This is a genomic window from Leptolyngbya sp. GGD (assembly GCF_026735145.1).
Classification (GTDB): domain Bacteria; phylum Cyanobacteriota; class Cyanobacteriia; order Leptolyngbyales; family Leptolyngbyaceae; genus Leptolyngbya; species Leptolyngbya boryana.
In genome coordinates, this window is sequence record NZ_JAPQKE010000004.1 from 228,314 (window position 1) to 240,698 (window position 12,385).

The 12,385-nt window shown below is 47.6% G+C and carries 14 protein-coding genes and 1 tRNA gene; 10 read left to right on the forward strand and 5 right to left on the reverse strand.

Annotated elements, in window-relative coordinates:
* Positions 1-293 precede the first annotated feature (293 nt).
* Both OU814_RS20240 and OU814_RS20245 read left to right on the forward strand, forming a co-directional pair.
* Positions 294-1,286 carry a ribose-phosphate pyrophosphokinase gene (locus OU814_RS20240; RefSeq protein WP_017287043.1) on the forward strand — a complete coding sequence of 331 codons (993 nt, stop codon included), beginning with the start codon at positions 294-296 and terminating at the stop codon, positions 1,284-1,286.
* Between the two features lie 165 nt (positions 1,287-1,451).
* Entirely contained in the window at positions 1,452-1,685 is a 234-nt protein-coding gene (locus tag OU814_RS20245) for a lipopolysaccharide assembly protein LapA domain-containing protein (RefSeq protein ID WP_017287044.1), read from the forward strand.
* On the opposite strand, the gene OU814_RS20250 is transcribed toward OU814_RS20245, so the two are convergent.
* The 3 genes from OU814_RS20250 to OU814_RS20260 form a co-directional block, all read right to left on the reverse strand.
* Complete coding sequence (locus tag OU814_RS20250; protein ID WP_268241921.1) at positions 1,682-2,554, reverse strand: hypothetical protein; 873 nt, start codon at positions 2,552-2,554, stop codon at positions 1,682-1,684. The genes OU814_RS20245 and OU814_RS20250 overlap by 4 nt on opposite strands.
* Positions 2,555-2,762: 208 nt before the next feature.
* Positions 2,763-3,857, reverse strand: a complete 1,095-nt coding sequence (locus tag OU814_RS20255) for a hypothetical protein (RefSeq protein WP_268241922.1) — start codon at positions 3,855-3,857, stop codon at positions 2,763-2,765.
* A 36-nt stretch (positions 3,858-3,893) separates the two neighbouring features.
* Positions 3,894-4,565, reverse strand: a complete 672-nt coding sequence (locus OU814_RS20260) for an Npun_F0813 family protein (RefSeq protein ID WP_017287047.1) — start codon at positions 4,563-4,565, stop codon at positions 3,894-3,896.
* Positions 4,566-4,840: 275 nt separating this feature from the next.
* On the opposite strand from OU814_RS20260, the gene OU814_RS20265 reads away from it, so the two are divergent.
* Positions 4,841-4,913: transfer RNA gene (locus OU814_RS20265), tRNA-Arg, on the forward strand.
* 189 nt (positions 4,914-5,102) lie between these two features.
* Positions 5,103-6,050 carry a DUF1517 domain-containing protein gene (locus OU814_RS20270; RefSeq protein WP_017287048.1) on the forward strand — a complete coding sequence of 316 codons (948 nt, stop codon included), beginning with the start codon at positions 5,103-5,105 and terminating at the stop codon, positions 6,048-6,050.
* 92 nt (positions 6,051-6,142) lie between these two features.
* Here the strand turns inward: OU814_RS20270 and OU814_RS20275 are convergent, their stop codons facing one another.
* Positions 6,143-6,595 carry a hypothetical protein gene (locus tag OU814_RS20275; protein ID WP_268241923.1) on the reverse strand — a complete coding sequence of 151 codons (453 nt, stop codon included), beginning with the start codon at positions 6,593-6,595 and terminating at the stop codon, positions 6,143-6,145.
* 196 nt (positions 6,596-6,791) lie between these two features.
* Here OU814_RS20275 and OU814_RS20280 point away from each other — a divergent pair, with 196 nt between their 5' ends.
* The 4 genes from OU814_RS20280 to OU814_RS20295 all read left to right on the forward strand — a co-directional run bounded on the left by OU814_RS20280 (position 6,792) and on the right by OU814_RS20295 (position 9,564).
* Positions 6,792-6,971 carry a hypothetical protein gene (locus OU814_RS20280; protein ID WP_026148494.1) on the forward strand — a complete coding sequence of 60 codons (180 nt, stop codon included), beginning with the start codon at positions 6,792-6,794 and terminating at the stop codon, positions 6,969-6,971.
* A gap of 141 nt (positions 6,972-7,112) precedes the next feature.
* Positions 7,113-7,925, forward strand: a complete 813-nt coding sequence (locus tag OU814_RS20285) for a carbon-nitrogen hydrolase family protein (protein WP_190647358.1) — start codon at positions 7,113-7,115, stop codon at positions 7,923-7,925.
* A 131-nt stretch (positions 7,926-8,056) separates the two neighbouring features.
* Complete coding sequence (gene pip, locus OU814_RS20290; RefSeq protein WP_268241924.1) at positions 8,057-9,022, forward strand: prolyl aminopeptidase; 966 nt, start codon at positions 8,057-8,059, stop codon at positions 9,020-9,022.
* A gap of 242 nt (positions 9,023-9,264) precedes the next feature.
* Positions 9,265-9,564, forward strand: coding sequence for a ferredoxin (locus tag OU814_RS20295; RefSeq protein WP_017287053.1), 300 nt, complete (start codon positions 9,265-9,267; stop codon positions 9,562-9,564).
* Between the two features lie 126 nt (positions 9,565-9,690).
* On the opposite strand, the gene OU814_RS20300 is transcribed toward OU814_RS20295, so the two are convergent.
* Positions 9,691-11,310, reverse strand: coding sequence for a SpoIID/LytB domain-containing protein (locus OU814_RS20300; protein WP_268241925.1), 1,620 nt, complete (start codon positions 11,308-11,310; stop codon positions 9,691-9,693).
* 240 nt (positions 11,311-11,550) lie between these two features.
* Here OU814_RS20300 and OU814_RS20305 point away from each other — a divergent pair, with 240 nt between their 5' ends.
* Entirely contained in the window at positions 11,551-11,811 is a 261-nt protein-coding gene (locus OU814_RS20305) for a sulfiredoxin (RefSeq protein WP_017287055.1), read from the forward strand.
* 51 nt (positions 11,812-11,862) lie between these two features.
* The gene (locus OU814_RS20310; RefSeq protein WP_017287056.1) at positions 11,863-12,339 is read left to right on the forward strand and encodes a Dps family protein; all 477 of its coding nucleotides are present in this window, start codon (positions 11,863-11,865) and stop codon (positions 12,337-12,339) included.
* Positions 12,340-12,385 lie beyond the last annotated feature (46 nt).

The following is a 12,385-nucleotide window of genomic DNA, read 5'->3' on the forward strand; positions in this document are numbered from 1 at the left end:
CGATCCTCGTAAATACACATTGCGAATTGCAAACAAATTTGGCAGAATAAGGTGCGATAAATACCCTTTTACTGACTCACTGATTTGGATCGATTCTTACTTGTGGTAACTTTTTCACCTAATTGGATGAAGTTCGATAGCAGCAACTGTCGGTACGCTATCAGTGGTTCGGTTTTAAACAAATATTTCGCAAATTCATCTGCCATTTACGAATACTTTAGAACCACGAAATCTGAGACAACAGCTAGAAGTCTCAGTGATACTATTGCGTTGAATGCGTTCGAGGACTTGACGTGATCCATTCTGCAACATTGACTCCTCCCTCTGCTCTGCCTACGATTCCTGATAACCATCGTCTGCGGCTGCTTGCGGGATCATCTAACACTCCGCTATCCCTAGAGATTGCCCGCTACTTGGGAATGGATCTCAGCCCAATGGTGCGTAAATGCTTCGCTGACGGCGAACTTTACGTCCAGATTCAAGAGTCAATCCGAGGATGTGATGTTTATCTGATTCAGCCGACCTGTCGCCCAGTCAATGACAACTTGATGGAACTGCTGATTATGATTGATGCCTGTCGGCGCGCGTCGGCACGGCAAATCACAGCCGTTCTACCCTATTACGGTTATGCTCGAGCCGATCGTAAAACTGCCGGACGAGAATCAATTACGGCAAAACTTGCCGCGAACTTGATTACGCAAGCAGGTGCAAACCGAATTCTCGCGATGGATTTACATGCCGCGCAGATTCAAGGATATTTCGATATCCCAATGGATCATGTCTACGGTTCGCCGACTCTCGTTGATTACATCGCGAGTAAGCAGCTTGAAGATCTAGTCGTTGTTTCTCCAGACGTGGGAGGCGTTGCACGAGCACGGGCGTTGGCAAAACGACTCAATGATGCACCACTCGCAATTATTGATAAGCGTCGGCAAGCTCATAACATCGCAGAAGTGATGAATGTGATTGGAGATGTCCGCGGCAAGACTGCGGTTCTCGTCGATGACATGATTGATACAGCAGGCACAATCTTAGAAGGCGCAAAAATTCTTCGGAAAGAAGGTGCCCGTCAAGTTTATGCATGTGCAACTCATGCCGTTTTCTCGCCTCCTGCGATCGAGCGGCTCTCGAGCGGCTTGCTCGAAGAAGTCATTGTGACGAATACAATCCCGATCGCAGAAGAAAATCGTTTTCCCCAGTTAACCATTCTCTCTGTTGCGAATGTGATTGGTGAGACGATTTGGCGGATTCACGAAGATAGTTCTGTCAGTAGTTTGTTTCGCTAATTAGTTTGCAAAAACCGCCGATATCGGCGGTTTTGTTTTTTAAAATGAAAGTGGGCAGCATCTAAACTGCCCACGGAGAGGAAATGTCTCACAAGGATTTAATTTCTATCAGTTCGCGGCTGATGATATTTCCTACACTCGATCAGTCCTTGATTCCTGAAACTTATGAGAAGTTTTGCCACTTTACTGACTGCATGCATTGTTGCCGTTTGGATTGGCGCGATCGCGCTGATTGCTATTCAAAACGCAACCCCTGTCACCTTGAGATTTCTCACCTTGCAAACGATCGAAATCCCGTTTGGATTAGTGATTGCGTTCAGCGTCATGATTGGGATCATCGGCAGTGCGATCGCTCAACCGCTTCTCGGATTTTCTCTCACACCCAGTGACGAAGATTAGAGCGCATACACTTGCCCGTCAATCAGAAGCCGAGTAATTCCCTTCGCTTGCAAGTGAGGGGCCGTTTTTTGCAGCACTCGGCTATCCGGCACTTTGATCACCCGTTGCGTCCGAATATTAGAAAATCGTTTCGCGACTCGGTGATTATCAAAGACGGGTAGCGTTTTTTCTTCGATCTCGTCCTTCGGAATTTGTCCCAATTCCGCAAATTCGCTCAATGGACGCGCGACGAGTTCCGCAGAGCGATCGACCACCAAATAACACGTCTTTGGAATGGCAGCTTCTGCGATCGGCAAAACCCGAATAAAGTCTGACGCACTCAGTTGAATCGAAGGCAAAATTGCTGGCTCGTCATCCTCGTCATCAAGGTCATCATCGAGACCATCGAGATCATCGAGATCGTCTTCTAAATCATCGTCATCCAGCATTCCGTCTGGGGTGGACGTGAGATCTTCACCGACAATCGCTTCAACGGTGCTCGCTTCCGTTAATTCTGGCTCTGCTGCAACCGGAGTTGATTCTACTTCTTCAGGCTCGGAAGAGCGACGACGCGAGCGACGAACAGGCGCAGCCGGTTTCGACGGCTTTTCTTCAATCAGTTCTGGCTCGACCGTTTCTTCGGGTTCGAGCAAACTGCCTTGCACAGGAGTCTCATCGGGGGGAGTCGCTGGTTTCGATCCTCCACGAGATGCTGACCGTTTTTGCTGAATTAGACTGTCGTACTCCTCAGGCGACAACGTGCTTTTCAGAATACGGCTGATCGTTGTATTGCTGACTCCGTAACGCTCTGCCAACGTAAGCGTCGTTTCCCCGGATTGGCGATACAGTTCAATAATATGGCTCTTATCAGAATCAGACAGTCTGCTCATGCGAAACTTAGCGCACTTGCGGCGCGGCAATTACTCATCTATTCTATGCTGAAGCGATCGAGAAGGACGGGCAAATCCGAATTTTGCATTGGGAAACCAATGGCATTGATCGGGTTGCGACTTCGCTCACAAAGATTCTATGTATCTGTATTCCCCGAAGGGTAGGGCAAAAAAAAAGGAGAAGCAAGTTGCTTCTCCTTTTTTTGCTCTAAGCTCTTCTCCGGGAGCTACTCCGCCTCGATCGACTCAGATCAAACTCTAGCGCTGCGCCAATTCCAAAGAGCACGCCGCTAAATGTCCAGAAGATTTCGACTAACGCTCCACTCTGATAGTTTTCGAGTTGAGTGGTTGCGTACTTAAACCACATATCTGCGATATAAAGCGAAAATGCCGCTGCTGCAATCATTCGCCACGACTGCGAGAACCGTCCACCCCAGAAAGCAAGCAGCAACGTTGTCGCAATGATCAGAATGAACACATCCGCTAAAACGTAGAAGTAATCGAGAAAAGGTTTGAGCGGTTCGAGCTGGGTTTCAATCAGGACAACCCAAGCTGGAGCAGACTCTTCTGCGGGTTGTTCTTGCTTAGATTCAGTGGGCGCAGCCGTTGGTTTCGGAGCAGCCGGAGTCGCATTGACCACAGGAGAAGGCTTCGGAGCAGGAGCAATCGTGGCTCTTGGAGCAGGTTTTGTAGGAGCGATTTGTGCCGGAGCGATTTGTGCCGGAGCCGTTTGTGCCGGAGCCGTTTGTGCAATTGCAGGTTCACCCAAGAAAGACTGCGTTGGCAATTTTGCATTCGTTGCTAGAGTCAGCCAAGTTGCAAAAGCGATACTGATTGCTGCAATTAATCCAACAATTGCCCATTGCCAGAGATCCAAATTCAATCGGCGATCGGCAAACGCCATAATCATGCCCCACGACAAAAAGATATAAGTGGGAACAAAAAAGAAATCTCCAGGAGAAACCGCTGCCTCTCGTCCCAAATAAGTCTCCCAGAAGGTAAATAGAATCGTTCCGATGCCGTAAAACAGCATTCCTAAACCAATCCCCAACCAAACGCGGCGACCACTCACGATTTGAGGGCTGTTCCAGTTCCTAAAACACAACATCGCCGCTGTGAAAAATGCCACAGCTTCAAACATTGAAGTGCCATAGGAATACCAATCCGGGCGACTTTGACCTGGATCTGGCACACTAAACAGTAAGGAAAACAGCAGGGCAAGGACTGCTAAGAGGATCTCTGAAAAGACGATCGCTTGAACAGAGAGAGTTTTCGAGGAAGATTTACTAGCTGAACTACTCATAAGGAATTTTCAACAAGGGGACGGTGTGCAAGGGGGTTAAGACCAGAGTTTGCCCGTGGGGGAATGACTCAGCCATTCCATAAATCGGCTGCGTTCGCCTTGCGGGAGATCTTGCAGGGCATCTAGAATACGATTGGAGAAAGATGATTTACCGAAATAGGCTTTTCCAAGACGGTGCAGTTCTTGTAGCAACACGTTGAGGAGATTCTCTTGCCAAGTTGGAGTCTGCAAACTGTTGAGGGGATTCACAGTCAAAAGTTGCTTGACTGCACTAGGAGACTCAGTTTGCGGAAATCGCCACTGCTGAAATACATGAGTGACATCTTTTTCAAACGAAGCCGCTTGCTTTGTGCCCATGAGATCTTCAATATCGATGTACATCGCTTGGAGCATCAACAAACAGGCTTGAGTAAACATCGCTGAAACCGCTCCCCCAGCGTCGTGACCACTTGGCTCATTGCCCAATTGATCGAGGCGGACTTTGCCCCAGATACTGTATCGCTCTGGTTCTTCAAGGAGAACGCAGGCTTTTCCTTGGTTGTCAGTTAAGTCTCGCCAGAAGGCGCGTGCATCTTCTTCCTGTCCAGCACTAAAGACCTGGATCAGGCGAAACGTTTGCCCTTGGTAGGACAAGATAGGAACTTTTTGATCGCGTTTGGGGTGCTGAATGCTGCTGATCTCAACATCCTGCCGTTTCAGAATGAACATAAAGCGGCTCAGGGCTAGGGGGTAGGGCACTGACGTTGTTCGTCATTATGCCTGGGATTGTGTCGATCGACACTCAAGATAAGATCGGATTTGGGACAAACCGCATCGAATCGGTTCACTTTCTTGAATTCCCCGTTTTGTGCCTCGACTTCACATCTGCTTGATAAAATCTTGTTGCGATCGTCAACAGTACAAGGTTAAAAATTTATTTTGATGTCGTTTGGCTGTCTTAAAATTGCCTTCCGCCGTTATATTGGTAAATGACTTGATTTTTTGGATCCTTAGCTCAGTGGATAGAGCAACCGCCTTCTAAGCGGTCGGTCATTGGTTCGAGTCCAATAGGATCCGCTTTTTTAGAGCGTGCGTTTAAGTACGGTTATCTCCCCTGAAACCCTTCTCTTGGGACATTCTCAACCCATCGGGAACGCGATACAGTAGATCTGTTAGCTTAAAACTCTGTAACGAAATGTTAAAGCAGAGTGCCACCCAACCGGACTGAGACAGATCCTTGTCCGGGTAAGAGATGAGGATAAACTCATGAAACTTTCAAACCTATTTAAAACGTTGATCCGACCTGTGCTTGCGATCGCGCTCGTCTTTACGCTGGTTTTTAGCCAAGCAGATAATGCAATGGCAGCGAGCGGCGGACGGATTGGCGGCGGATCGTTCAGAATGCCGTCTCGTGGGTATTCCTCACCGGGTCGTACCTATGCGCCTCCTGGAGGCGGGGGCTATTATCCGGGTGGGGGCGGCGGATTCTTTCCGTTTGTTTACTTCCCCTTCTTTGGAGTCGGTGGCGGATTTGGCGGATTGTTTACGCTGTTGATTTTTATCTCGATCGCTAGCTTCCTCGTCAATAGCTTCCGCCGGGCAGGTGACGATAACGAATTAGGATATAGCAGCACACCGACGATTTCCGTTGCGAAAGTGCAAGTTGGTCTGTTAGCCGAAGCGCGGGAACTCAAAGCAGATCTCGATCGCATTGGTGAAAAAGCAGATACCAGTTCTTCGGAAGGCTTGGCGCAAGTCTTGCAAGAAGCTTCACTGGCACTGCTTCGCAATCCCCAATACTGGGTCTACGGCACAACAGAAGCGAAGCAAACGCGATTAGAAGCAGCAAGTGGTGAATTTAATCGGTTGGCGTTGTCGGAACGGAGTAAATTCAGTGCTGAGACGCTCTCGAATGTGAATAACCAGTTGAAACAGGCTTCGTCAAGTGCACTCACCTTGGCAGACAAGGATTCAGCGTTAGCAGAGGCTCCAGGAGAGTATATCGTCGTGACGCTGCTGGTTGGAACTCAAGGAAAGTTGCAGCTTCCAGAAATTAACAGCGCTGAGGATTTGCGACGATCGCTGAGTCAATTGGGAAGTGTTTCGAGTGATCAATTGTTGGCACTGGAAGTATTATGGACACCTCAAGCTGATGGTGATGTTCTCACCCGAGACGATCTTCTGGCAGAATATCCCAATCTAAAGCTGGTTTAATGTGAACGAAAAAAGGCGGGAAGTTAACCCGCCTTTTTATTGATCAGATTCTTCTTCAAGTTCTGGATATCCTCTACGAGGGCATTCATCCGCTACCATTCTTCACGATCATCGAAGCGAAATAATCCCCAATCGACCGCTTCTTTATCAGGACAGGTTTCAACGCCTTCTCCCATGCCATAGGGGTGCATTCCGCAGACTAAAAAGCTTTCCCCATAATACTGACCGTGAAAATGACGGCAACCGACACAAGCAGAGTGTTGCGTCAGCATCGGTTCAACGGTGCGAGTAATTGGCTGAGTCACTTCATCGATCGCGCCTCCTATCCCGAAGTAAGCTTCCAGAACCGGACTGACTAAGTGTGTGAGATATTCCTCAACTTCATCGACAAAGGTTGTATTGATTTGAACTGAAACTTCTTCAGAGAATTCAACAAATTCAGACATCGCCTCAGTCATATCTTGAGCAACATCTAAAAAGAATTCTTCCACTTGATTGACGAACGTTTCTAACATCTCAGTTAAGTCCTTTTGCCAGTCATTCATGACAGATCCAGTCCGGGTTTGTTACAAGGGAAATCATTTACTTAAGAAACCGATCATAACTTGAACTCAAACCCTTGACTGTGAAGGAATCTTACGCTTCTGATGAGCAGATAAATTGAAATGTAGCTTTTGTTAGAGGGCAGAATCCGCGCTCAATTTTAGAGTGAAGATATCAATTTTTGAGTTGGGGAAAGAAATGAGTCGGGCTTTAACTTCGCTGCTATTGATGACCTTGCTGTTAGTGTTCGTGATTTCGCCATTCTCTGCGTTGGCAATGTTAATGATGTTTTTGGTGGTCGGTGCGATCGTTGGAATTATTTCTTCAATCGTTCAAATTGTTTTGCACCATAATCCTCAAGAGCGATCAGATTCATAGAAAACTTACAGCGATCGGGATCAACGCGGTCTAAAGTATTAAGTGAGCAATTTCAAATCCTGAGATTGCCCACTTAAAGCTGTTTTAAAAGCCCGGTACGATTTAGAGCCATTTTGAGCGCAAAACCCGTGAGTTGATCCCATGAAGTCTTATTTAGCTGCTGCTGTGCAAATGAACAGCTTGCCCGATCTGCAAAAGAATTTGGCGCAAGCAGAAGAATTGATCGAGATTGCAGTTCGACGAGGTGCAGAATTAATCGGCTTGCCTGAGAATTTTTCGTTTCTCGGAGATGAAGAAGGAAAAATTGCGCAAGCAGACGCGATCGCCGTTGAAAGCGAAAAGTTTCTCAAAACAATGGCGCAACGTTTCCAAGTGACAATTCTAGGTGGCGGTTATCCTGTCCCTGTTGAGCCTGGGAAGGTCTACAATACGGCGTTGCTCGTTGCTCCGAATGGAGAAGAACTTGCCCGTTACGAAAAGGTTCACCTGTTTGACGTGAATTTGCCCGATGGTAATACGTATCGGGAATCGGCAACTGTCGTTGCAGGAACAAGAGTCCCACCGATTCATCCTTCCAAGGATCTCGGAAATATCGGTTTGTCTGTTTGCTATGACGTGAGATTTCCCGAGCTTTACCGTCAAATGACTCAGCTTGGCGCAGAAGTTCTGTTTGTTCCGGCAGCCTTTACGGCGCATACCGGAAAAGACCACTGGCAAGTATTGTTGCAAGCAAGAGCGATCGAGAATACCTGTTATGTGATTGCCCCTGCCCAAACCGGACGACATAATTCTCTGCGACAATCGCATGGACATGCCATGATTATTGACCCGTGGGGCGTGATCTTAGCAGATGCCGGAGAAATGACTGGAGTCGCGATCGCAGAAATTGCGCCAGGTCGATTGGAGCAAGTGCGGCGACAGATGCCGTCGTTGCAGCATCGGGTGTTTAGTTGATTGGCTTGCAAAAGTAGGAAGTAGGGAGTGGGGAGTAGCGAATGCACACTTTGTAAAAAAGAAGAGATGGAAAAGAAGAGATGGAAAAAATGCTTCCACTTCCCACTCCCCGCTGAACCAAGGAACACCCCATGCGCCAACTTTATCCTGCGATCGCACCGTATCAATCCGGAATGCTCCCTGTCTCTGATCTGCATACGATCTACTACGAGCAGAGCGGTAACCCCAATGGAAAGCCAGTCGTGTTTTTGCATGGCGGACCCGGTGGCGGCACAATTCCGACCTACCGCCAGTACTTTGATCCGTCGAAGTGGAGAATTATCCTGTTTGATCAGCGAGGAGCCGGAAAAAGTACGCCTCATGCTGAACTCAGAGAAAATACAACCTGGGATTTGGTCAGCGATATCGAGAAACTGCGATCGCATTTGAATATCGATCGCTGGTTTGTGTTTGGCGGGAGTTGGGGCAGTACTCTCTCACTCGCTTACAGTCAGACGCATCCCGATCGCTGCTTAGGACTGATTCTGCGTGGGATCTTTCTGCTGCGCCGTAAAGAGATTCTTTGGTTCTATCAAGACGGCGCAAGCTGGATTTTTCCTGATGCCTGGGAGCACTATTTAGAGCCGATCCCGCCCGAAGAACGAGACGATATGATTTCGGCTTACTATCGTCGGTTGACCAGCGAAGATGCGGAGATTCGCTCAACTGCGGCGAAAGCTTGGTCAGTCTGGGAAGGCACAACCAGCCGATTAATTGTTGATCCAAGTTTGCAGAGTAAATTTGCAGACGATGAATTTGCCGACGCATTCGCTCGGATTGAGTGTCACTACTTTATCAATCGAGGATTTTTTGAAACCGACGATCAGCTTTTGCAGAACTGCGATCGCATTGCTCACATTCCCACAGTGATTGTGCAAGGGCGGTATGATGTCGTCTGCCCCATGACTTCGGCATGGGCACTTCATAAAGCTTTGCCAGAGTCGGAATTGATTGTTGTGCCCGATGCAGGACACTCCATGATGGAAGCTGGAATTCTGAGTGCATTAATCGATGCTACGGATAGATTTGTAGCGCAGAAAACCAATGGAAAAATATAGGGGTAGAGGATTGTAACTCTCGATTGCGCCCGATTGATCGTCCTATAAGTATAAGTAGATTCAATCATGGTGATTTATTAGGAATCACGTTCAGCGATCGCGCCAAATAGCGGGTTTAACTCGCAAGTTTTCCCGTAGTATCAGAATTGGAACGAACTTGGTTACTCAACTATTGATTGGGAAAACTTAAGTCTCGGAATTTTTGGCAAATTTGCCGCTTCTACAATAGAGAGGATCACCGAATGCCTAGTTTTAAGGTCACATTAATCAACGAAACTGAAGGGCTGAACACCACGATCGAAGTACCTGATGATGAGTACATCTTAGATGCGGCTGAAGAGCAAGGCATTGACTTGCCTTACTCCTGCCGTGCAGGTGCTTGCTCAACCTGTGCAGGTAAGATCACTGCTGGAACTGTTGACCAATCTGATCAGTCGTTCTTGGATGATGATCAAATTCAAGCAGGTTATGTGTTGACCTGTGTGGCTTACCCCACATCGGACTGCACGATCTTGACTCACCAAGAAGAAGATCTCTACTAGTTCTCAGCAAAACAGGGAGCCACGTTCCGCTTCTCACGTTCGTTCTCCCCGTCTTAGTGATTTCTAGTGTTTTAAGCAGAACTCTCGATATGAGAGTTCTGTTTTGTTTTGGCACGATCTCAGCATCTAACGAGCAGAGGTTTGCTCAGTGGAATGATCACGCCAGATCGTGATCGAATTATTGATTGGCTGTAACTGGGTTCCAGGGAAATAGAAGCTGAGAATGCGATCGCTCGACCATCCCAATCGACCCAAGTTGTACGACCCAACTTGACTCATCCCAACTCCATGTCCAAATCCACCCCCGGTAAAGATAAAGCCCTTGACTCTGTTTTTATCCATCCAAGCATCGACATGAAATAGAGTACTCGCAGGCGCTTCAAATACCGTTTGAATATCATCTTTTTCAAGCTCGATCGTGCCTGCATCAGTGATAATAGCGGATTTGAGAATGCGTCCTCCATTCGATCGCGCTAAAACTTTGATGTTTTGAATCGTCTTGAAGTTTGTCAAGGGGTGACGAATTGCAGTAAGGTACTCGCGAAGCTCTTGATTCAATTGCGCCATTGGCACTTCATAGCGCCAGCGGAACATATCCGTTCCATCTTCGTTAAATCCCTTCTTCTGCTTGAGAAACTCGCGGAAATTGCGCTCATCGGCAAGGGTGCGATTTTGTATATCCCACATCGGTTTGACCGAATCTACGACTGTTCTAAGATAGGGACGATCCCAGCCGTGCCAGATATCGTTAAAGCCAGAAGTGACCCCGCCACTCGTTGACGAGTACACAGCATCCACCAGTTCATTTTGGTAAGTCAACACCAACCCGCGCGTTGCGGAGATCGCTTTATCGGTTGAAGCTGCTGCCCCATCTAAGCCCCGGTAAACCTGGCATTGAGTGGTGGCACAGAGTTGATAATTGTCGATCGCAAATCGCCGTATATTTCTCAGAGCATAGGTTCGCGCTAAGACCGCTTGCGCTTCTAGAACAGGTTGCGGTGCCCATGTTCCAATTTCATGCGGGACAACCCCTCTTAGATAAGTCTCAATCCCAACAAAATTCACTAAGGTGTAATTGCCATAGGCATTGGGTTGAATTCTGAGTGCGCCACCGTAGGGACGGTTAGGATTGTCATCTTTTTCTCGATCGACTTGAATCACATTTGATCCCGATGAGATATCCAGGACATCTCGGGTATATCGAAACCCATTGATCACCCAAGTTGGGCGAGGCACTTCTTTCATCGTTCGACTTTCAATCCGTGCGGTTTGAATGCCTTTGGCTTGCAAGCTTTGCAGCAGCAACCGCCGGAGTAACGGCGTGTTATAGACCTCTCGTTTTGCCCAAACTTGCCAACGTTCCGGTTGAGCAATTTCGACTTCAATCCCTTGTTTTCGCCATTCCTGAGCCTGATCTTCAGCAGATTCAAAGCTGCGATGGGTACTAAACACAACGCGCTCATCGGTCACAGGTTCAGGCAGAGACTGTGTTGCAATCTCCAGCTTCAACTCCTGAGCCGTTAACGTTTCAGGCTTGCCATTCGTATCAAATCGAACCGTTAAGCGATCTCCCGGATTCGCTTTGAGCATCAGAGTATCTTTGGCGCGATCGCCGAATCGTTGCACAATTCCAACCTGGATTCCAACGTCCTGTTGTGCAGCAGCCGGGGTAGCAAACCCAATCAAACAAGTTAAACCAAGAGCGATCCGGGTCAGGGGTTTAAGAGAAATGAATGTCAGAGCCAAGGGGGTCAAGCCTCCGATTCGCGAGGTGGCATAGGTGAAAATCTGTAATCGATTGTAGTGGGATTTCCCAAGATCAGTTGTGTGTCATCAATTTTCGTCATCGTGTTCTTCTGCTCCGGAGATCCATGCAAAAGCTACATGAGCTGAAACACTTGTCCAGATTTGAGCAACTTCACACAATAGATTGCAAGTCGTAGTCATTATGAGTATGATATAGAGGTCAGGTGAGGACAGACATTTATGAGAATTGAAGAAATCCCCATCCATCAGATTCGCCGTCCTTTATTTCGACAAAATGACCAAGAGAAAGTCAGAGATCTGATGACCTCGATCGCTGAAATTGGACTTCAAGAACCGATCGATGTTTTAGAAGTAGACGGACAATTTTACGGATTTTCAGGCTGTCATCGCTACGAAGCTTGTAGCCGCCTCGGACATGAAACAATTTTGTGTCGCATCCGACGTGCGCCAAGAGCGGTTCTTAAGCAACATTTAGCCTAGAGATCAAGTTTGCTGCGAGATAATTTAAGTTAGACAGATCAGGAGAAAACTATGGTAAGTCAAGTGTCGATTGGAATTGAAGACACCAAGCGTCAAGAGATTGCAGAAGGTCTATCGCGATTGTTGGCGGATACCTATACGTTGTATTTGAAAACTCATAACTTTCATTGGAACGTCACGGGTCCAATGTTCCAAACCTTGCATTTGATGTTTGAGACGCAATATACCGAACTGGCGTTAGCAGTCGATTTGATTGCTGAGCGAATTCGGGCACTGGGATATCCTGCTCCCGGAACCTACAGCGAATATGCTAAGCTAAGCTCGATCGCTGAAACTCCTGGCGTTCCCAAAGCTCATGACATGATCAAATTGTTGGTCGAAGGTCAAGAAGCCGTCGTGAGAACCGCTCGATCGCTCTTTCCTTTAGTCGATGAAGCGAATGATGAACCGACTGCGGATTTGTTAACACAAAGAATGCAGGTACATGAAAAAACCGCTTGGATGCTGCGGAGTTTGTTAGAAGCTTAATCAGGTTTGCCAAGCCTTCAGGACTGAGATTCTGAAGGCTTGAGTT